We start from the raw sequence: 18,094 nt of genomic DNA on the forward strand, positions 1-18,094 counted from the left end.
TGGGATTCGGGTAATTTATTGGAATGTTGACTTTTAAGTGTCCATGACGAATGTCGGCCATCGCAGGAGGCAGCGCTTCATGACCGAACAAGCAAGCGTTTCGACACAGCAGATCGTCGAAAAAGTATGGCTTTCTATTGCCGAGCGGCGGCTGCGTCCGGGCGTCCAGCTCAAGGAAGGCCAACTGGCCGAAATCTTCGACGTCAGCCGCGCGCGCATTCGCCAGGCATTGACCGCGCTCGAGCGCGAAGGGCTTGTCACCATCATCCCCAATCGCGGCGCTTTCGTGTGCCAGCCATCCGTCGACGAGGCCCGGGAGGTGTTCTTCGTGCGCCGATCGGTTGAGCGCTGCGTCATCGAGCGCATCTGCACGTCGCGGTCGAAGGCCGACGTCCTCAGGTTGCGCAGCCATGTCGCGCGCGAAAGGGTCGCAAACGCCAACGACGCCACCACCGACATCATCAAGCTGTCCGGTGGCTTCCACCTCCTGCTCGCCGAGCTCTCCGGATCGGACTTCCTCTTCGGCATGATGCGCGACCTGATCTCGCGCACCTCGCTGATCACCGCCGTGTATCGCAACACCGCGCGCTTCAATTGCGGGCCGGACGAACATGACGAAATCGTCGAGGCCATTGCCGCCGGCGATGTCGAAAAGGCCTCGCGGCTGATGCAACATCATCTCGACCATGTCGAGTCCGAGCTGGACCTCAGGGAGGTCCGCGACATGTCGCACGACCTCAAGGCCGCCTTGGCGTAAACCGCATCCCTCAACGTCATTCATCGGTCACGAGGTGACATGCCACGCGCGTTCCACCCGCGAGCGTGCGCACCGCCGGGAGCTCGGACGAGCAGCGTGCGGTGGCCATCGCGCATCGCGGATGGAACGGACAGCCCGACGGCGGCTTGAGCGGGCTTGGCACCTCGCCACCTGCAACGACGCGATCCCGGTGCGGATCCTTGACGTTGGGGATCGTCTCGAGCAGCAGCTGCGTGTAGGGATGGCGCGGCTTGGCAAACAGTGCCTCCGTCTCCCCCTCTTCGACGATGCGGCCGAGATACATGACCGCAATGCGGTCGGACATGTGCCTGACCACGCTCATGTCGTGGCTGATGAACAAATAGGTCAGGCCGAACTCGTCCTGCAACTTGCGCATGAGGTTCAGCACCTGCGCCTGCACCGAGACGTCGAGTGCCGACGTCGGCTCGTCGCAGACCAGAAAGCGCGGCTCGCCGGCAAGCGCACGCGCGATCGAGATGCGCTGGCGCTGGCCGCCGGAGAATTCGTGCGGGAACTTGTCGCCGTCCGACGCCGACAGGCCGACGGTCTTCAACAGCTCCACCACGCGCTCTTCGATCTCCGCCGCCGTGTTCCTGAGCTTGAGCTCGCGGATCGGCTCGGCGATGATGTTCTTCACCCGCCAGCGCGGATTGAGCGAGGCGTAGGGATCCTGGAAGATCATCTGGGCCGCCAGCGGCTTGCCGTCCTCGCCGGGAGCGAAGCGCATCTCGCCGCCATTGGCCCGGTAGAGGCCCGTCACAAGGCGGGCGACCGTCGACTTGCCGCAACCGCTTTCGCCGACCAGGCTGAGGCAACCGCCCAACGGCACCTCGAAGCTGATGTCGTTGACCGCCTGCAGGTACTGGCGCGGCTTGCGCTCGACCACGCGGTTCAGCCACGGCGCCGACACGTCGAACGTCTTGACCAGCCCGTTGACGCTCAGCGCCGAGGTCTTGTGTGAAGTCATCGCGGTCATGCGGTTCCTCCTGCATTTATCCAGCAAGCGCTTGCCCCGTTGCCCGCAGTCACAAGACCCGGCCGTTCACGCGAGCAGCGTGGCCCAGCGTCCTTGCAGCGCGGGTTGAAGGCACAGCCATCGGGAATGGCGTCGAGCCGCGGCATCGAGCCGTCGATCTGATTCAGCTGCTTGACGCGCGCGCCGAGTGCGGGGATCGAAGCCATCAGCCCCCGCGTGTAGGGGTGCTTGGGCGCATGCAGCACCTCGGCGACAGGTCCGATCTCGACGAGGCGACCGGCATACATCACCGCAATGCGGTCGGCGGTCTCGGCAATGACGCCCATGTCGTGCGTCACCAGCATCACCGCCGTCTGCTTCTCCTTGCACAACTTGCGCAGCAGCGAGGTAATCTGCGCCTGGATGGACACGTCGAGCGCGGTGGTCGGCTCATCGGCGATGATCAGCTTGGGTGAAGCGGCCAGCGCGAGCGCAATCACCACGCGCTGTCGCATGCCGCCCGAAAACTGGTGCGGATACTGGCCGAAGCGATCCTCCGGCGAAGGAATGCCGACATCCTTGAGCAGCGAGATCGCCCGTGCCCTGGCCTCGGCCTTGCCCATGCCGAGATGCTGGCGGATGGTTTCGGTCAGCTGTGCACCGACGGTGAACAGCGGGTTGAGCGAAGTCAGCGGGTCCTGGAAGATCGCACCGATCTCGCGGCCGCGGATCGTCTCCATCTCGCGGTCGTTGAGCTGGTCGATGCGGCGATCGCCAAGCCAGATCTCGCCTTCGGCGATGCGGCCCGGCCGCTCGAGCAGGCCCTGGATCGCCAGGCCCGTCATCGACTTGCCGGCACCGGACTCGCCGACGACGCCGAGGATCTCGCCGGGTCGGATCGAAAGGCTCACGTCGGAGAGCGCGGTGGCAACCCCGCGGCGGCCGGGAAACTCGACCTTGAGGTTGCGTACTTCAAGCACTGCCTTCTCGGCTTCAGCCATTGTCGTTGACCTCTATCGGATAGCTGGGCGGGAAGATTTCCGAAACAGGCGGGTTGCCCCAGCTGCGTTCCGGATACTTGGCGATGAGACCGTCGAACTGGCGCTGCGCAAGCTGGCGCGCGGCCTTCATGTCGATGCCGGCAACCTTGCCGAAGCGCATCGACAGGCGCCCGTCGACGAACACGGCCTGGGTGACCTTGCCCGATCCGCCGGTTACCAGCGTGGTGATCGGATCGATAGATGGCGCCATGACCGCGTCGTCGAGGCCGAACACGGCGATGTCGGCGCGCGCGCCTGACATCAGCTTGCCCAGGTCGTCGCGGCCCAGCGCCTTGGCGCCGCCGAGTGTCGCTGCGTCGAACAGATCGGCACTCCGGACACGGTCCGGAGCCCGGTCGTTGATGCGGCAGGCGATCAGGCCGACAAGCAGGTTCATCAGCATGTCGGCAGGCGTCGTGTCGGTGCCCATCGCGATGTTGATGCCACGTTCCTTGCACTTGGAGAACGAGTTGAGCGTGCTGCCGCCACGGGCCGAAACCAGCGGGCAATGCACGATCGACACACCGTTCTCGGCATAGAGACCGAGGTCTTCCTCGGTGGCGTTGGTGGCATGCGGCGCGATCAGTCGGTCGTTGAGCAGACCGGCGCGTGCCAGCCACACAGGTGCTGTCGCACCATGCAGCTTGCGCACGGTGTCGACTTCCATCGAGCCCTGCGCCATGTGCAGGCGGATCTTGCAACCGAGTTCTGCAGCCGCGGCTTGCGTCTGGCGCAGCAGCTCCTCGGTGCAGGTCTCGACACGGTCCGGCACCAGCAGGCCGCGCACCAGGTCGCCATGGCGACCGTTCTGCCGCCCGATGTAGTCGACGGCGTCGCGCAGTCCGGCGAGGCCGCGCTTCTCGTCGAACACCGCTTCCATGCGGCCCGGCTCTTCAAGCACCATGCCGCCGGCGCGATAGGCCGGGCTGAGATAGACGCGCAGGCCAAGCTCTCCGGCCGCATCGGCCGCCGCGTCGAACTCGGCAACCGTCTCGCCCCACTCGCGATAGAACAGCGAGGCGATGGGCGCAGCCGTGGTGATACCGTTCAGCAGCAGCTGGCCGAAGGCAAAACGCTTCTGGAAGGCCAACTCCTCCTGCGAATACATCTCGTAGGGGCCGGCTTCGACGTAGTGGCGCGGCCAGACACGGCCCTTGGCCCAACCCGGATGGTGGTCGATGCCCAGGATGGTGGTGTCGAGATCCGACAGCGCATCGAGATCGATGAGGCCGGGGCTGACAAGTGCATTGCCGAAATCGATGCGGCGGGCGACCTCGCCGGCAAAATCGGTACCGACATAGATCACCTCGCCACCGTCGATGACGACCTGGCCATTGGGGATCAGCCGGTGGCCACCATCGCGGTGACCGAGCACCCAGGCGGCGGTGATGAGCGTGCGCCCTTCGGGACGCTTGCCGAGTTCGAGCGTGTCGAGAACCTGTCTTGTCATGGCATTTCCACCGTGGCCTGGCCGTTGCGCGCGGTGACGCGACCGCCCTTGACGACCAGCGGGCGCGGCGCGACATCGACCACGGCGTGGGCCAGCGTCTCGCCGGTCAGCAGGGTCAGGTCTGCGTTGCAGCCTTCGGCGAGGCCGTAGCCCTCGATGCGCATGACATCCGCGCCGCCCTGCGAGACGACGTGCAACACATGCGCCAGCTCGATGTCCGAGCGCAGGCCGTTCTTCATGCCGACCACCTTGGCGCGGTCGAGCATGTCGGGCTGGCCCCAGGGGCCCCAGGTGTCGCGGATGCCGTCGCAGCCGGCGCCGACGCGGACGCCTGCCTGCTTGAGGCGCATGATCGACGGCACGGTGGCCGACGGCGCACCCGTGGTCAGGATCGCCACGTCGAGTTCGGCGATCTGTTCGATCAGCTGGCCGACGCGCAGATAGTCGTTCATGCCGAGTGCAAAGGCGTGGCTGATCGCAACCTTGCCCTGCATGCCGTTGGCGCGGATGCGCTCGAACATCAGTTCCATGGTGAAGGCGCCAAGATCGCCCGCCTCATGGAGGTGAATGTCGATCGGGCACTGGTGCTTCAGCGCCAGGGCGAAGAGCGCGTCGAGCTGGCCCTTGGGGTCGCGGTCGATGCCGCAGGGATCGATGCCGCCAAGAACCTCGCAGCCCTGGCTGAGTGCCTCGTCGAGCAGTTCCAGCGTGCCAGGCATGACCATCAGGCCCGACTGCGGGAAGGCGACGATCTCGATGTCGATGACGCCTTTCAGCTTCTCGCGGGTTTCCATGATGCCGTCGACGAGCGCCAGCTTGTGGACCGGATCGATGTCGACATGGCTGCGGATATGCGTCGCGCCATGGGCGGCCAGGCCGATGGCATGGCGCATCGACTGGCGATGTGGGTCGATGCCGATCTCGATGCGGTGCTCGCGCTCGAAATCGATGCGCTCGCGCAGCACGGCGCGGCGATTGTTCTCGTGCCAGGGCATGCCCCAGGTGGTCTTGTCGAGATGGGTATGCGCGTCGATCAGGCCCGGAATGGCGATGGCGCCCTTGCCATCCTCGACCGGCATGCCGGGGTCTGGCTCGAAACGGCCAATGCCGGCGATCCGCCCGTCGCGGATCAGCAGATCGGAATTCGCACCGCCATAAGGACGAACGTTGCGAAGCAACAGGTTGGTCATCACGCTTACCTCAGTTTCGGATTGAGCAGGTCGCGCAGCCAGTCACCCAGAATGTTGACGACGACGACGAGCAGGCAGAGCTGGATCACCGGAAACAGCACGATCCACCACGAACCGGAGAACAGGAACTGGTTGCCAATGCGGATCAGCGTTCCGAGCGACGGCTGGCCGGGTGGCATGCCGATGCCAAGGAACGACAGCGTCGCCTCGGTCAGGATCGCCATGCCGAAGTTCAGCGTGGCGGCGACCAGTACCGGCGTCAGCGTGTTGGGCAGGATGTGATGCGCCAGGATACGACGAGCGGGCACTTTCAGCAGGCGAGCCGCCTGAACATATTCCTTGTTGCGCTCGACAATGGTCTGTGCACGCACGGTGCGCGCATATTGCACCCAGGACGACAGCGCGATCGCGAACACCAGCACGGCCGCGGCACCGATCTCGCGCAGATCATCCGGCAACATCTGGCGCACGACGGTCGACACAAGGATGGCGATCAGGATCGTCGGGATCGACAACGTGATGTCGCCGAAGCGCATCAAGAGATTGTCGACGACACCGCCAAAGAAGCCGGCGCACAGGCCCGCGGTCATGCCGATCAGCAAGGACAGCACCACCGAGAAGAGGCCGATGACGATGGATATGCGCGTGCCGTAGAGAATGGCCGACAGCATGTCGCGCCCTTGCGTGTCGGTGCCGAGCAGGTAGGGCCACTCACCCGTTGGCTCCCAGATCGGCGGAAGCTCGGCCTTCCACATATCGAGCTGGGCAGCATCATAAGGGTTCTGCGGTGCGATCAGCGGCGCAAACACCGCAGCCGACACCAGCACGGCCAGGATCACGGCGGCGATCATCGCCGACTTGCTGCGGGTGAAGGACCACCAGACATCGCTGTTGCGGATGCGCTTGAGCAGGCCGGGACGGGCGGCAGCGCCGGTTTTGGTAACGTCTGTCGTCATCGACTGGACTCCAGCTGTCAGTGCGAGGCACGCAGGCGCGGATCGATCACGGCATAGGTGATGTCGACCAGCGTGTTCAGCGCGACGAAGATGAAGGAGATGATGCAGAGATAGGCGGCCATGACGGGGATATCGAGGAACGTCACCGCCTGAATGAACAGCATGCCCATGCCCGGCCACTGGAAGACGGTCTCGGTGATGAGCGCGAAGGCGATCAGCGAGCCGATGTTCATCGCGGTCATGGTCACCACCGGCATCAGGCAGTTGCGCAGCGCGTGGCGGAAATAGACGCGCCAGCGCGGAATGCCGCGGGCGCGGGCGAACTTGACATAGTCGGAGCGCAGCACTTCGAGCATCTCGGCGCGGACGAGGCGCATGATCAGCGTGATCTGGTAGAGCGACAGCGACACCGCCGGCAGGATCAGCGCCGCGCGTCCGGACGGCGTCAGAAGGCCGGTCGACCACCATCCCAACTGCACGACCTCGCCGCGACCGAAGGACGGCGACACGCCGAGGATGACAGAAAACACCAGGATCAGGAGAATGCCCACGACGAAGCTCGGCAGCGACACGCCGACGATCGACAGGAATTGCAGCGACTCCGTGTACCATCTCCCCCGCTTGATCGCGGTCAGCACGCCGAGCGGCAGGCCGACGACCAGCGAGATCAGTGTCGCCACCAGAACCAGCTCCAACGTAGCCGGGAAGCGCTCTCCGATCAGGGTCAGCACGTCCTGGCCATTGCGGTAGGAGATGCCGAAATCGCCCCGTGCCGCATTCGCGACGAAGCGCGCAAACTGGGTGGCAACGCCGTCGTCGAGACCCAGCCGCTCGCGAATGGCATCACGGTCCGCCTGCGTCGTCTGTTCGGTGACCATGAGCTCGACCGGATCGCCGGCGAGACGGAAAATCAGGAAGGCGAGCATGGCGACCGCCAGCATGACCATGATGGCATTGGCAATGCGGCTTATAGTGAAGACCAGCATGTGGAGCCTCGCGGGGTGGACGGAGCCGGAGCGCCTGCTGCGCCGGCTCCACGTGGTGTTTACTGGGCGAAATGAGTCAGCCGGTGGTGCGGCTTGTTCTCGGTAAGCTGCGCGATATCAGCGCGGAGATCCTCTTGAGGGGCTCCGCATGGCAAGGCGTCGAAAAGCCCGCGGCCTGCCGCGAGGATCAGCTTCCTGAACATGTGAGTTCTCCACCACTTCGTTTTGCCCCAGCCCCCTTAGGCGGGGATCTTTTCATGAAGCGATGGCGGCTCGGGGCCGCCAATCTGCTCGCCGCATCAACCGGCTGCACCTCCACTGCCTTGCCGATTGCCGCCTGCGTGCCAAAAGCTACGAAGTCGCAACACACATGTCAACCATATTGTTGACAATCTTCTTTATTTTTGCCAACAGACGACTCAAACCAGCCATGAGCGGCCGACAGCCGGACCAATGGCGGTGTCGTCAGCCTGCTTGCAGGTCGGCCCAGCCACCGGCATGCTGCCGCATCTTTGAAAAGATCTGCGCCCAAGCCCCACCTTCTTGCCGGCCACCGGTGCTTGCAGCCGCATCCAGCGGAGAGGGCCCGAGGCGCTCATCGAACATCGCCGGGATCTCCCGCCCGCTCTGGAAGATCGGCCTGAGACATCGCTCGGTCCGTCAATCGTCAAAGCCCGGCAAACCAAGTCCGACGACGTAAATTCTGCAACAACGCCCCCCTCACATGGCGTGTCGTCGGGCGATTGTTCTTTGCCTGCCTTGGACGCTGCATGTCGCGCTTCGATGACCAAGCGCGCATCAACACTGATTTATTTCGTTGAATCAAAGTATAAACACAAAAATGAATCTATAAGTTCTTTTGAAATCGCCCTGGTTGCGGCATCTCGAAATTATTCCCGCATTGCGATAGAGAGTTTTGTGGTGCCGATACATGACAGTTTAATAAAGTTGCAATCTGCGGCGCGGTACTGAGCCATATCAAATCGAGCCGGAACCCGTCATGACGATTAGATTAAAGCTCATTGCCAGTATCGCCCTTCTCGCCGCTTTGTTGCTGATTTCAGGCGGCACCGCCTTTTTGGCGCTGCAATCAGTGTCGGAGCGCACCCGCACCATTGTCGTCGATCGCGTCGAGCCGATGACCCATCTGAAGACCGTCGCGGACATGTATGCCGTCAACATCGTCGACACGGCCCACAAGGTCAGAAGCGGCGCGCTCGATTGGGCGGAAGGCGAAAAGGCGTTGCGTGTCGCCATCGATGCCATCGACCGCTCCTGGACGGCCTATGCGTCAACGACGATGACATCGGATGAAAAGGCGCTGGCCGACGGGTTCGCAGGGCTTCGCGAGAGTTCGAGAAGTGAGATCGACACTCTGGTCGGTATCATCGCGCGAAAGGATCAGGCAGCCCTCGATCGCTTCGTCGGCGAGCGGCTCTATCCGACGATCGATCCGCTTGCCACGCCCATCAGCGACCTGGTCTCGCTCCAGCTTCGCGTGGCGCAGGAGGAATTTGCCGCCGCAAACGAGCTGAAATCTACCATCGTCCTGTGGATGGGCGCGCTCGCGGTCGTCTCGTTGGCCATCGTTGCCTTCTCGGTCTGGCTGGTGATCGGCGGCGTCACGACCCCACTCAAGCGCATGCAAGAGGCAATGCGCCGGCTGGCGTCGGGCGACACGGTGACAGGAGTTCCATATTCCGGGCGCCGCGACGAGATCGGCGATATGGCCGGAGCGGTCGAGGTGTTCCGCCAGGCGGCCATTGCCAACCGGCGCATGGAAGAGGAGGCGCAAGCCACGCGGGCACGGGCCGAGAGCGACCGCATCCGCCTGACGGAGGAAGCCGAAGCCGCAGCCCAGGCGCGACTGGAGCAAGCGACATCGGGGCTTGCGGCCGGTTTGCGCCGGCTTGCCTCGGGCGACCTGTCGTTCCAGCTCGATCAAGCCTTTGCGCCGGATTTCGAGCCGCTGCGCCATGATCTCAACGCCGCGATCGGCCAGCTCGGCGACACGCTGTCGGCCATCACCCTGTCGGCCGGATCGATCGACAACGGAACCCGCGAGATCAGCGTCAGCGCCGACGACTTGTCGCGCCGCACCGAACAGCAGGCAGCGTCGCTCGAAGAGACGGCCGCCGCGCTCGACGAGATCACCGTCAATGTCTCCAACTCCGCCAAGCGCGCCGACGAGGCGCGTGCCGTGGCGATGCGGGCCAATGCCAGCGCCGCCCAGTCGGGCGCTGTGGTGGGGAACGCGGTCGAGGCCATGGGCCGGATCGAGGAAGCCTCCGGCCAGATCTCCAACATCATCGGCGTCATCGACGAGATCGCCTTCCAGACCAACCTTCTGGCGCTCAACGCCGGCGTCGAGGCGGCGCGGGCGGGCGATGCTGGCAAGGGCTTTGCCGTCGTCGCCCATGAGGTGCGCGAACTGGCGCAGCGCTCGGCCAAGGCGGCCAGGGAAATCAAGGAACTGATCCGCAATTCGAGCGTCGAGATCGAGGCCGGTGTCAAGCTGGTGCGGCAAACCGGCGAGGCACTGAAGACCATCGAGACCTATGTCGTGACCATCAATCAGCACATGGACGCGATCGCCACCTCGGTGCACGAGCAGTCGACCGGCCTCGGCGAAGTCAACACCGCGGTCAACCAGATTGACCAGGTCACCCAGCAGAACGCCGCCATGGTCGAGGAGACCACCGCCGCCAGCGTGACGCTTGCCGGCGAGGCCGCCCGGCTGCGCCAGTTGATCGCGCAGTTCGCGCTTGCCGAGACTTCGCCACCTCAGAGCCAGCGTCGCGCAGCCTGACAGCCCACAGCTGAACCGCAACAGCCTCTCCGGCAAATCGCCGGAGAGGCTGCGCCGGAACTAACGTTGAAGACACTTGGCAGAATCGGCGACCTTGCTGGCGGCTATGACGAACCGCCTCGCCGTCGCCTTCGATGGCTCGTTCAGACCATCACTCGACCTGATGCCTGAGACCTGCCGCCTCGATCCCAGCAACGGCCACGAGTTCGTCATTGTCCGACGTGTCACCAGTGACGCCGACGGCGGCGAGGAGCTTGCCGGCCTGGTCGCGCACGAGCACGCCGCCCGGAACGGGCACGATCCTGCCGCCGGAGACGGCATTGAGCCCCTCGACAAAGTGCGGCCGCTCCCTCGCGGTCTGGTCGAGCCAGAGCGACCCCATGCCGACCGCCAGCGCACCATAGGCCTTGCCCGCGGCGATCTCGTAGCGCAGCAGCGAGGCACCGTCCTGTTTCTGGAAGGCCTTCAGATGCCCACCGGCGTCGAGCACCGCAATTGTCAGGGGCTTTATCTTCGCCTCGGCGCCCTTTTCGAAGGCTGCAGCGATGATGGTGTTGGCTATGGAAAGCGTCAGTTCAGTCATGTGGTTTCCTCGGAAATTCTGGGTCAAAAAAAGCGGCCGCCAGCCCGTGGCAGCCGCGAGAGTGCGATCGAAATGCCGTCAGTGTCCGGCGAGGTGACTACTTCGTCACGCCCATGATCTTGCCGAGATAGGCGACATATTCGCCGAACTGCGGCAGCGCGCGGGTGGCGGCGGCGTCGCGCGGACGCGGCAGATCGATCACCACCTCTTCGATGATCTTGCCCGGCCGGTCGGCCATGACCAGCACGCGGTCGGACAAGAACACGGCCTCGGCAATGCTGTGGGTGATCAACATCACGGTCTTGCGGTGCTCCTGCCAGATGCGCAGCAGCTCGACATTGAGCTTGTCGCGGGTCAGCGCGTCGAGCGCGCCGAAGGGTTCGTCCATCAAGAGAATCGGCGGATCGAGCACCAGCGCCTGGCCGATCGAGGCGCGCTGGCGCATGCCGCCCGACAGCTGGTGCGGGTGGGCGTCGGCGAACTTTGAGAGCGACAAAACCTCCAGCACCTTGTCGACCGCGTGGTCGCGGGCTTGCGCCGGCATCTTTCGGATGCGGGCGCCGAGCTCGACATTCTTGCGCACGGTGAGCCAGGGCAGCATGTTGTTGGTCTGAAAGACCACGCCGATGTCAGGTCGCGGCGAGTGAATCACCTCGCCCCTGACAGTCGCCGAGCCACTCTCATAGGGGATCAGGCCGGCAATGATGCGCAGAAGCGTGCTCTTGCCGCAGCCACTCGGCCCGAGCACCGAGACGAATTCCTGGTTGCGGATGCCGAAATTGATGTCTTCGAGCGCCGCGACCTTGCCGAAGTGCTTGTTGAGCCCCTTGGCTTCGATGTGGTTGGCCAGAGGCTGTGCGGCCGGCTGCGCGCCACCCTTGTTCGCCTCGATGGTCGCCGTAGCCGACATGGTGTCCTCCCGAACTGCGATATTCATACCTGGATACCCCGCCACCAGACCGACTTGGCCGCGCATTCAATGGCCGCATAGAGCACCAGCGAGATCAGCGTGATGACGATGATGCAGCCGAAGACGAGGTCGGTGCGCGACGAGGCAGTGCCCAGCATGATGAGGTTGCCCAGGCCGCGGTCGGAGCCGACGAGTTCGCCGATGATGGCGCCGATCATCGCCAGCGGCATCGCCACGCGACAGCCGTCGATGAAAGCCGGCAGCGCGCTTGGCAGGCGCAGCGTCGTGAAGGTCGTCCACGGGCCGGCATTGAGGGCGCGGAAATGCTCTTCCAGGTTCTTGGCCGTGCCGGCAAAGCCGCCCAGGGTGGCGACGACGATCGGGAAGAAGGCGAACAGGAAGGCCATCGCCACCTTGGAGACGAAGCCGTAGCCGAACCAGACGATCATCAGCGGCGCCAAGGCGCTTTTCGGAGTCGTCTGCAGCGCCGTCACCAGCGGATAGATGGTGCGCTGGGCGAAAGGCGAGACATAAACGATCATGCCGATGATGATGCCGACGACGACGGCGGCGATGAAGCCGATCAGCACTTCGGCCAGCGTGTACATGGAGTGCTCGAAGATCTGGTCGCGTGACTCCCAGATCGCCACCGCGATCGCCGAGATCGGCGGCAGGATGTAGCTTTTCACTTCGAAATAGCGAACGCCGTATTCCCAGAAGAGCAGGAACGCTCCGAAAAACGAGACGACTTGCGCGTATGCGACAAGTCTTGGACTTACGCCTGACATATTGGCTCCTCCTGATAGGCGTCCGGGGGGTGGGCCTCACAGGCAGCAGCCCCGACAAATCTGTGTGTCGCATCCGGTCTGTCCGGTGCGCTCTTTGAGCAAGGGCGCCAGCATGGCCGGCGCCCCTCGTCTCGGTGGCTTGCAGGTCCTCGGCCTACTCGCCCAGCTTGTCCTTCACCACCTGGTGGGGCGGCGGGACAAGGAAGCGCTTGAAATGCCACTGGTCGAAGGCGTCGATGTTGCGCGCCCAGACCTGTGCGACATGCGGGTTGTCTTCGGTGACCTGGATCATGTCGCAATAGATCTCGCAGTTGTTGCCGTCGGGATCCTTGAACACGAGGAAGCAGTTGGCGCCCGGGCCATGCTTGCCGATGCCGCGGACGATTTCCACGCCGCGCTCCTGCAGCATCTCGGCCGCTGCCTCCATGTCCTCGAGGCTGTCGACCAGGTAGGAGAAGTGCTCGAGGCCGGGCCTCGAATACTTCGGCAGGTCGTCGCGATCGGGCGAGTCAGCCGGAATTTGCGACAAGGCGAGGTCGTGATGGTCAGCGCCTGCACGCAGGAACACCATCTTGTCCTCGATCCAGTCCGAGACCTCGAGGCCGACGACATTGGTGTAGAAGTCGACGGACTTGTGGATGTCACGAACCATCAGGACCATGTGGCCCAGCTTCCTGACGTTGATCTTCTTCTTCATGTTCCTCATCCAGGAGTGAAGTCAGCCCTCAGCGGCTGATATTGCGGTAGAGGTCGTCGGTCTTGATGCTGTCGTCGACGACGAAAGCTTCACGCACGAAGCCCATGGTCTTTTCCATGCGGTCGGCACGGACGAAACCCAGCTCCTTGTTCTCGGCGTTCGGATCGCGGACAAGCGCGTTGATCTGCTTGATCTGCTCCAGCACGATGCTCTTTTCGAGCGTCGGATACTGCTTGACGATCAGATCGGCGGATTCATCCGGGTTCTGCGCGAGGAACTCATAGCCACGGTAGGAAGCGTCCAGGAACTTGTCGACGACCTCGGGCTTCTCGGCCAGCATCTGCTCGGTGGTGACGAAGCCGCTGCCATACATGTCGAGACCGAAGTCGCGATACTTGATCATGCCGATCTTCTTGCCACTCTCGCCGGCATTCTCTGTCAGGATCGGCAGGCTGGCGCCTTCCCAGCACTCGGCGAGATCGACCTTGCCTTCCAGGAAGGACGAGGTGATGACGGCCGGGTTCATGCGCAGCAGCTTGAGGTGATCCTTGGGCAGGCCATTGTCGACGAGCCAGCTCGGCACGATGTTCTGCACCGGCGATGTGGCGCCGCCGCCGACCGACTTGCCGGCGAAGTCGGCGAGCTTCTTTTCGCCCTCGCCGTCCTTGGTCAGGTAGCAGAGCGCGCCCGGCCACACCGTGTTGATCGAGCCGACGAAAACGGCCTTGCCGCCATTGGCGCGGTTGAGAATGACCGAGACAGGATCGCCATAGCCGATGTCGAACAGGCCCTGGTCGATCTCGTTGACGGTGCGCTGGCCGCCATAACCCTGGTAGACGGTGACGTCGAGGCCAGCCTCGTCATAAAAACCCTTGGCCTTGGCGACTAGGATGCCACCGACGCTGCCTTGCGGCAGCCACGACATGTTGAATGCGACCTTCTCGGCCGCCGAGGCGGCGGCCGTCATGCTTGCAACGGCACCTGCCAGCGCGAGCCCGCGCAGTGCTTTCCCGAAACTCATTGCCATACTGTCCTCCTCAGTGTTGGGCCTGGTTTTTTGGATGCTTCTTACCCGACCGGCATGGACCGGATCGGATTTGTTATGGCGCCGACCTTCTCTACGGCAGCCGTGACGATGTCCCCGCAATTGAGGAACTCGCCGGTTCCCATGCCGACGCCGTCAGGCGTGCCGGTGGCGATCAGGTCGCCCGGCCGAAGCGTCAGGATCGACGACAGATAGGAGATCTGCTCGGCGACGGAAAAAATCATCGAACCGGTACTGTCGTCCTGCTTGCGCGTTCCGTTCACGTCCAGCGTCAGGCGCAGGCTCTGCGGATCGCCGATGCAGGCGGCCGGCACGAGCCACGGACCGAGCGGGGCGAACGTGTCGAAGCTCTTGCCCCGGAACCAGTCGAATTTGAAGGGGAAATCGGAGCGGCGCGTGAGATCGCGCGAGGTGATGTCGTTGATGACCGAATAGGCAGCGACATGCTCGAGTGCCTTCTCGACCGGAATGTCGCGGCCGCCGATGCCAATGACTGCCGCCAGCTCGACCTCCCAATCGACCTTCTGCGCCCGCTCCGGCAGGATCACCGCCGCATCGGGACCGATGACGCTCGAATCCGCCTTCATGAAGACATAGGGCTGGCTTTCCGACTTGGCGGCCAGCACCGTGCCCATCTCCTGGGCATGCTCGACATAGTTGGACGCAGTGGCGAAAATGCGGATCGGGCGATAGGGCTCGCAAAGCTGCGTTCCCGTTCCCAGCGGCTCATATTTTGGACCTGCAGCGGCAACGTTCTCGGCGAGAGCCGCCAAAGCCGGCGCCACGTCCAGCCAGCGGTCGAGCATGCCCGCCACGCCGGCTGAAATCCACTTGTCCCAGGCCTGTGCGTCCTTACCCGTAAGGCGTGCCACCAGCGCGAGGTCATAGACGCCCTGCTCCGTCACCAATACGGGCCGAACTTCGTCCCTGATCACTCGTTGTCCTAGCGCGTGCCACACCACTGGCTGGCTCCTTCCTTGTTGCCTGCTATCGTTGTTGCATACATTTCATCATCTGTGTATGCATGTCAAGCATGAGGTGCGCACGGAGAGCGAGTTTCTAACGATGTCTGAAATCGAATTGTTCCATGAATGGGGTTCGGTTCAGTCCTTCAAGGTCCGCATGTGCCTGGCCGAGCTCGACCTTCCCTGGACCTCGCGCCGCATCGACCTGACGCGTTTCGACAATCTCTCCCCGGCCTATCTCACAGTGCACCCCAAAGGGCTGGTGCCGGCGCTACGCTGGAACGGCGAGGTCTTCGTCGAATCCTCCGACATCAACGAGCTGCTCGTCGACATTGCCGGCGGCAGGCTGCTGCCATCTTCGATAGAAGAACGCGCACGCGCGCGAAGCTGGGCTCGCTTCGAAGACGAGGTGGTGCACCCGGCCATCCGCCCGCCGACCTTCAATCTCATCCTCAAGGAGCGTGTGGCGAAAATCGCCCCTGCCACATTCGCCGAAATGATCTCGCGACATCCGCTGCCGGCACGACGCGACGCCTATCTGGCCGCGGCGCACGCGCCCTTCGATCACGCGGCCGTCGTCACCTCGATCAGGACGTTCCGCGACGTGATGGCCAGGATGGAGCGAGCATTGGCTGAAAGACACTGGCTGGCAGCAGACAGCTTTTCGCTCGCCGACGTGGCCATGGCCGCCTTCGTCGACAGGCTCGACCGACTGGCCATGCCCGCCTTGCTCGCCGCCTTTCCCAAAACGTCCGACTGGGCGACGCGAATCCGCGCCCTCAAGTCATTCGCCGAGGCCCAGGGCCCGGACAACGCTCGCCCCGATCCACTCGTCAACACAGCTGCCGTGTCCACGCTGATCGCCGAGGCGCACGGGCAAGCTCCAACACTGGAAATGGAACGCTTCTGATGGATCACGCCATGAAGATCGACACACTGGACGACGGCAAGACCCTGCTCGACCGCCTGTTCTTCGACGCCCGCAGCCAGAATGGTTGGCTCGACCGGCCGGTCGATCTCGCGCTGCTCGAACGAATCCACGACATCGCCAGGATGGGGCCGACGAGCATGAACTGCTCGCCGCTGCGTATCGTCTACCTGGCGACCGATGCGGCACGCGACAAGCTGAAGGCGGCGCTGGCTGCGGGCAACGTCTCCAAGATCATGACCTGCCCGGTCGTCGCCATCTTCGCCACCGACTACGCTTTTGCCGAGAAGATGCCGTTTCTGTTCCCGCACACCGACGGCAAAGGCCATTTCGAGCGCAATCCGCATCTCGTCGACGACACAGCCTTCCGCAACGCCACGCTGCAGGCCGCCTATTACATGCTGGCGGCGCGTGCGCTCGGCCTCGACTGCGGGCCGATCTCCGGCTTCAACCGTGCCGCCACCGACGAGATCTTCTTTGCCGGCACGGCCATTCGTTCAAACTTCATCTGCGGCATCGGCCATGGCGATCCGGCCAAGCTGTTTCCCCGCCACCCGCGCCTGCCCTTCAACGAAGCCTGCACGGTGCTTTGATCTGCGCCTGAAAAGAAAATAGCCCCCGACGCAAGCGCCGGGGGCAGGCTATGGGTGTGGTAACAGGCGGTCTGAAAAAGTCTTGAAACAGGTCTGCCTGAAAATCAGTCCGGCCGGCGCGCCACGACCTTGAGCTCGACCACCATGTCCGGGTGCGGCAACTGGCGGACGCCGACGGTGGTGCGGGCCGGGCCGTCAGGCCCGAACCACTTGTTGTATTCGCAGTTCATGGCTGGATAGTAGGCCATGTCGGTGAGGAAGATCGTGACGTCGACCAGATCCGAGAGCCTGCCGTCGACCGCGCGCAACGTCTCGGTGATGTTGGTGACGATCGCCCGGAACTGCTCGGCCACGTCGTAGATTGCTTCGCCCGCCTGCCTGGAGACACCTGCAATTGTGCCGTCCTTCTGCCGGGCGCTGACGCCTGACAGGAACAGCAGGCCGCCCGCCTCACGCAGGAAAGGATAGTTGGCGAGCGGCTTCGGCCTGTCGGCTGCAGCAGTGCTCACGCCGCCTTCTCCAGCGCCCAGGGCGAGAAGCCGGCCTGGTCGACCGCAGCGAAGAACGTCTGCTCGGCCTGCGCGTCGAGTTCGACCAGCGGCGCGCGCACGGTGCGCCAATCGTTGGAGCCGAGTTCGCGCGCGATCAGTGACTTCATCGCCTGGATCATCGGGAACTGCTGGAACAGCGTGCGCACGGTGACAGCCTGGGCGAATGCGTCGGTCACGCCCATCTTTGGCGTGTTCACCACCGCCTCGACCATGCCCTTGGCATTGACGTTGGCGGTCGCCGAGATGCAGCCGACCGACCCCCTGGCCATCGTCTCGCCGAGCAGGATCTCGGAAGCCGGGAAGACCTTGAAGCCGTCGCCGATGTCGAGATAACGCGCCAGGTTTTCGCGGTCGCCCGAGCTGTCCTTGATGCCGACGACGTTGGGATAGCGGCGACGCAGGCCCTCGACCAGTTCGACGGTAACAGGCACGCCGGTGAATTGCGGGATGTGATAGAGCACCACCTGCAGCTTGTCCGAACCGACAGCTTCGATCAGGCGGCCATAGTGGCGGATCAGCCCTTCGGTCGTTGCCGGCTTGAAGAAAAACGGCGGCAGCACCAGCACGGCGGGCGCACCCGCGTCGACCGCCGCGCGCGTCAGCTCAACGGTCTCCCCGAGCGAATTGTTGCCGGTGCCGGGCATCAGCGCCGAGGCAGGGATGCCAGCAGCAACCACCTCATCGAGCAGGCGACGCTTTTCCGAAATCGACAGCGAAGCTGCCTCGCTGTTGGTGCCGAAGATCGCAAGGCCGGCACCCTGCTCGACGACCCAGCGGCAATGGCTGAGGAAATGCTGCGAATTGACTGTTAGGTCCGGATTGAACGGCGTCAGAACCGGGGCGTAGACGGAGAGAAGCTCCTGGGTCATG

19 protein-coding genes are annotated in these 18,094 nt (G+C 63.8%); 4 read left to right on the top strand and 15 right to left on the bottom strand.

Features of this window, described 5'->3' with window-relative positions; genetic code table 11:
- Positions 1-79: 79 nt before the first annotated feature.
- Entirely contained in the window at positions 80-757 is a 678-nt protein-coding gene (locus HNQ95_RS27715; protein ID WP_067965981.1) for a GntR family transcriptional regulator, read from the top strand.
- A gap of 16 nt (positions 758-773) precedes the next feature.
- Here the strand turns inward: HNQ95_RS27715 and HNQ95_RS27720 are convergent, their stop codons facing one another.
- From HNQ95_RS27720 to HNQ95_RS27750, 7 genes are read right to left on the bottom strand one after another with little or no spacing between them, the layout of a single operon-like run.
- Positions 774-1,754, bottom strand: a complete 981-nt coding sequence (locus HNQ95_RS27720; protein ID WP_154386995.1) for an ABC transporter ATP-binding protein — start codon at positions 1,752-1,754, stop codon at positions 774-776.
- Positions 1,751-2,734, bottom strand: a complete 984-nt coding sequence (locus HNQ95_RS27725) for an ABC transporter ATP-binding protein (protein ID WP_067956288.1) — start codon at positions 2,732-2,734, stop codon at positions 1,751-1,753. The genes HNQ95_RS27720 and HNQ95_RS27725 overlap by 4 nt, the downstream gene beginning before the upstream one ends.
- Positions 2,727-4,223 (bottom strand): amidohydrolase family protein, encoded by a 1,497-nt coding sequence (locus HNQ95_RS27730; protein WP_182575703.1) that lies wholly within the window; start codon positions 4,221-4,223, stop codon positions 2,727-2,729. Before HNQ95_RS27730 ends, HNQ95_RS27725 begins: the two co-directional genes overlap by 8 nt.
- Positions 4,220-5,413 carry an amidohydrolase family protein gene (locus HNQ95_RS27735; protein ID WP_154386998.1) on the bottom strand — a complete coding sequence of 398 codons (1,194 nt, stop codon included), beginning with the start codon at positions 5,411-5,413 and terminating at the stop codon, positions 4,220-4,222. Before HNQ95_RS27735 ends, HNQ95_RS27730 begins: the two co-directional genes overlap by 4 nt.
- Positions 5,414-5,418: 5 nt before the next feature.
- A complete protein-coding gene (locus HNQ95_RS27740) occupies positions 5,419-6,369 on the bottom strand; it encodes an ABC transporter permease (RefSeq protein ID WP_067956282.1) in 951 nt (316 codons plus the stop codon).
- A gap of 17 nt (positions 6,370-6,386) precedes the next feature.
- On the bottom strand, positions 6,387-7,355 hold the full coding sequence (locus tag HNQ95_RS27745) for an ABC transporter permease (RefSeq protein WP_067956280.1): 969 nt from the start codon (positions 7,353-7,355) through the stop codon (positions 6,387-6,389).
- 59 nt (positions 7,356-7,414) lie between these two features.
- Positions 7,415-7,558 (bottom strand): hypothetical protein, encoded by a 144-nt coding sequence (locus HNQ95_RS27750; RefSeq protein ID WP_157096981.1) that lies wholly within the window; start codon positions 7,556-7,558, stop codon positions 7,415-7,417.
- A 797-nt stretch (positions 7,559-8,355) separates the two neighbouring features.
- Between HNQ95_RS27750 and HNQ95_RS27755 the strand changes: the two genes are divergently transcribed.
- Positions 8,356-10,164, top strand: a complete 1,809-nt coding sequence (locus tag HNQ95_RS27755; RefSeq protein WP_182575702.1) for a methyl-accepting chemotaxis protein — start codon at positions 8,356-8,358, stop codon at positions 10,162-10,164.
- A 151-nt stretch (positions 10,165-10,315) separates the two neighbouring features.
- On the opposite strand, the gene HNQ95_RS27760 is transcribed toward HNQ95_RS27755, so the two are convergent.
- From HNQ95_RS27760 to HNQ95_RS27785, 6 genes are all read right to left on the bottom strand, one after another.
- Positions 10,316-10,747 carry a GlcG/HbpS family heme-binding protein gene (locus tag HNQ95_RS27760; RefSeq protein WP_182575701.1) on the bottom strand — a complete coding sequence of 144 codons (432 nt, stop codon included), beginning with the start codon at positions 10,745-10,747 and terminating at the stop codon, positions 10,316-10,318.
- Positions 10,748-10,844: 97 nt separating this feature from the next.
- Complete coding sequence (locus tag HNQ95_RS27765) at positions 10,845-11,657, bottom strand: ABC transporter ATP-binding protein (protein WP_182575700.1); 813 nt, start codon at positions 11,655-11,657, stop codon at positions 10,845-10,847.
- Between the two features lie 23 nt (positions 11,658-11,680).
- Complete coding sequence (locus tag HNQ95_RS27770) at positions 11,681-12,445, bottom strand: ABC transporter permease (RefSeq protein ID WP_182575699.1); 765 nt, start codon at positions 12,443-12,445, stop codon at positions 11,681-11,683.
- A gap of 154 nt (positions 12,446-12,599) precedes the next feature.
- Entirely contained in the window at positions 12,600-13,142 is a 543-nt protein-coding gene (locus HNQ95_RS27775) for a VOC family protein (RefSeq protein WP_208993677.1), read from the bottom strand.
- Between the two features lie 28 nt (positions 13,143-13,170).
- Positions 13,171-14,169, bottom strand: a complete 999-nt coding sequence (locus HNQ95_RS27780) for an ABC transporter substrate-binding protein (protein WP_182575698.1) — start codon at positions 14,167-14,169, stop codon at positions 13,171-13,173.
- A gap of 41 nt (positions 14,170-14,210) precedes the next feature.
- The gene (locus HNQ95_RS27785; protein ID WP_246787021.1) at positions 14,211-15,122 is read right to left on the bottom strand and encodes a fumarylacetoacetate hydrolase family protein; all 912 of its coding nucleotides are present in this window, start codon (positions 15,120-15,122) and stop codon (positions 14,211-14,213) included.
- 130 nt (positions 15,123-15,252) lie between these two features.
- Between HNQ95_RS27785 and HNQ95_RS27790 the strand changes: the two genes are divergently transcribed.
- Positions 15,253-16,062 carry a glutathione S-transferase family protein gene (locus HNQ95_RS27790; RefSeq protein WP_182575697.1) on the top strand — a complete coding sequence of 270 codons (810 nt, stop codon included), beginning with the start codon at positions 15,253-15,255 and terminating at the stop codon, positions 16,060-16,062.
- 11 nt (positions 16,063-16,073) lie between these two features.
- Positions 16,074-16,673, top strand: coding sequence for a malonic semialdehyde reductase (locus tag HNQ95_RS27795; protein WP_182575696.1), 600 nt, complete (start codon positions 16,074-16,076; stop codon positions 16,671-16,673).
- 104 nt (positions 16,674-16,777) lie between these two features.
- Here the strand turns inward: HNQ95_RS27795 and HNQ95_RS27800 are convergent, their stop codons facing one another.
- Both HNQ95_RS27800 and HNQ95_RS27805 read right to left on the bottom strand, forming a co-directional pair.
- Entirely contained in the window at positions 16,778-17,182 is a 405-nt protein-coding gene (locus tag HNQ95_RS27800) for a RidA family protein (protein ID WP_182575695.1), read from the bottom strand.
- A complete protein-coding gene (locus HNQ95_RS27805) occupies positions 17,179-18,093 on the bottom strand; it encodes a dihydrodipicolinate synthase family protein (RefSeq protein WP_182575694.1) in 915 nt (304 codons plus the stop codon). Before HNQ95_RS27805 ends, HNQ95_RS27800 begins: the two co-directional genes overlap by 4 nt.
- Between the last annotated feature and the right edge of the window lies 1 nt (position 18,094).

Source organism: Aminobacter ciceronei (genome assembly GCF_014138625.1).
GTDB lineage: Bacteria > Pseudomonadota > Alphaproteobacteria > Rhizobiales > Rhizobiaceae > Aminobacter > Aminobacter ciceronei.

What these genes read in the sequence shown, in the direction of transcription:
- HNQ95_RS27715 (WP_067965981.1), top strand. Translation starts at nt 80, where the DNA reads ATGACCGAACAAGCAAGCGTTTCGACACAGCAGATCGTCGAAAAAGTA.
- HNQ95_RS27720 (WP_154386995.1), bottom strand. Translation starts at nt 1,754, where the DNA reads ATGACCGCGATGACTTCACACAAGACCTCGGCGCTGAGCGTCAACGGG.
- HNQ95_RS27725 (WP_067956288.1), bottom strand. Translation starts at nt 2,734, where the DNA reads ATGGCTGAAGCCGAGAAGGCAGTGCTTGAAGTACGCAACCTCAAGGTC.
- HNQ95_RS27730 (WP_182575703.1), bottom strand. Translation starts at nt 4,223, where the DNA reads ATGACAAGACAGGTTCTCGACACGCTCGAACTCGGCAAGCGTCCCGAA.
- HNQ95_RS27735 (WP_154386998.1), bottom strand. Translation starts at nt 5,413, where the DNA reads ATGACCAACCTGTTGCTTCGCAACGTTCGTCCTTATGGCGGTGCGAAT.
- HNQ95_RS27740 (WP_067956282.1), bottom strand. Translation starts at nt 6,369, where the DNA reads ATGACGACAGACGTTACCAAAACCGGCGCTGCCGCCCGTCCCGGCCTG.
- HNQ95_RS27745 (WP_067956280.1), bottom strand. Translation starts at nt 7,355, where the DNA reads ATGCTGGTCTTCACTATAAGCCGCATTGCCAATGCCATCATGGTCATG.
- HNQ95_RS27750 (WP_157096981.1), bottom strand. Translation starts at nt 7,558, where the DNA reads ATGTTCAGGAAGCTGATCCTCGCGGCAGGCCGCGGGCTTTTCGACGCC.
- HNQ95_RS27755 (WP_182575702.1), top strand. Translation starts at nt 8,356, where the DNA reads ATGACGATTAGATTAAAGCTCATTGCCAGTATCGCCCTTCTCGCCGCT.
- HNQ95_RS27760 (WP_182575701.1), bottom strand. Translation starts at nt 10,747, where the DNA reads ATGACTGAACTGACGCTTTCCATAGCCAACACCATCATCGCTGCAGCC.
- HNQ95_RS27765 (WP_182575700.1), bottom strand. Translation starts at nt 11,657, where the DNA reads ATGTCGGCTACGGCGACCATCGAGGCGAACAAGGGTGGCGCGCAGCCG.
- HNQ95_RS27770 (WP_182575699.1), bottom strand. Translation starts at nt 12,445, where the DNA reads ATGTCAGGCGTAAGTCCAAGACTTGTCGCATACGCGCAAGTCGTCTCG.
- HNQ95_RS27775 (WP_208993677.1), bottom strand. Translation starts at nt 13,142, where the DNA reads ATGAAGAAGAAGATCAACGTCAGGAAGCTGGGCCACATGGTCCTGATG.
- HNQ95_RS27780 (WP_182575698.1), bottom strand. Translation starts at nt 14,169, where the DNA reads ATGGCAATGAGTTTCGGGAAAGCACTGCGCGGGCTCGCGCTGGCAGGT.
- HNQ95_RS27790 (WP_182575697.1), top strand. Translation starts at nt 15,253, where the DNA reads ATGTCTGAAATCGAATTGTTCCATGAATGGGGTTCGGTTCAGTCCTTC.
- HNQ95_RS27795 (WP_182575696.1), top strand. Translation starts at nt 16,074, where the DNA reads ATGAAGATCGACACACTGGACGACGGCAAGACCCTGCTCGACCGCCTG.
- HNQ95_RS27805 (WP_182575694.1), bottom strand. Translation starts at nt 18,093, where the DNA reads ATGACCCAGGAGCTTCTCTCCGTCTACGCCCCGGTTCTGACGCCGTTC.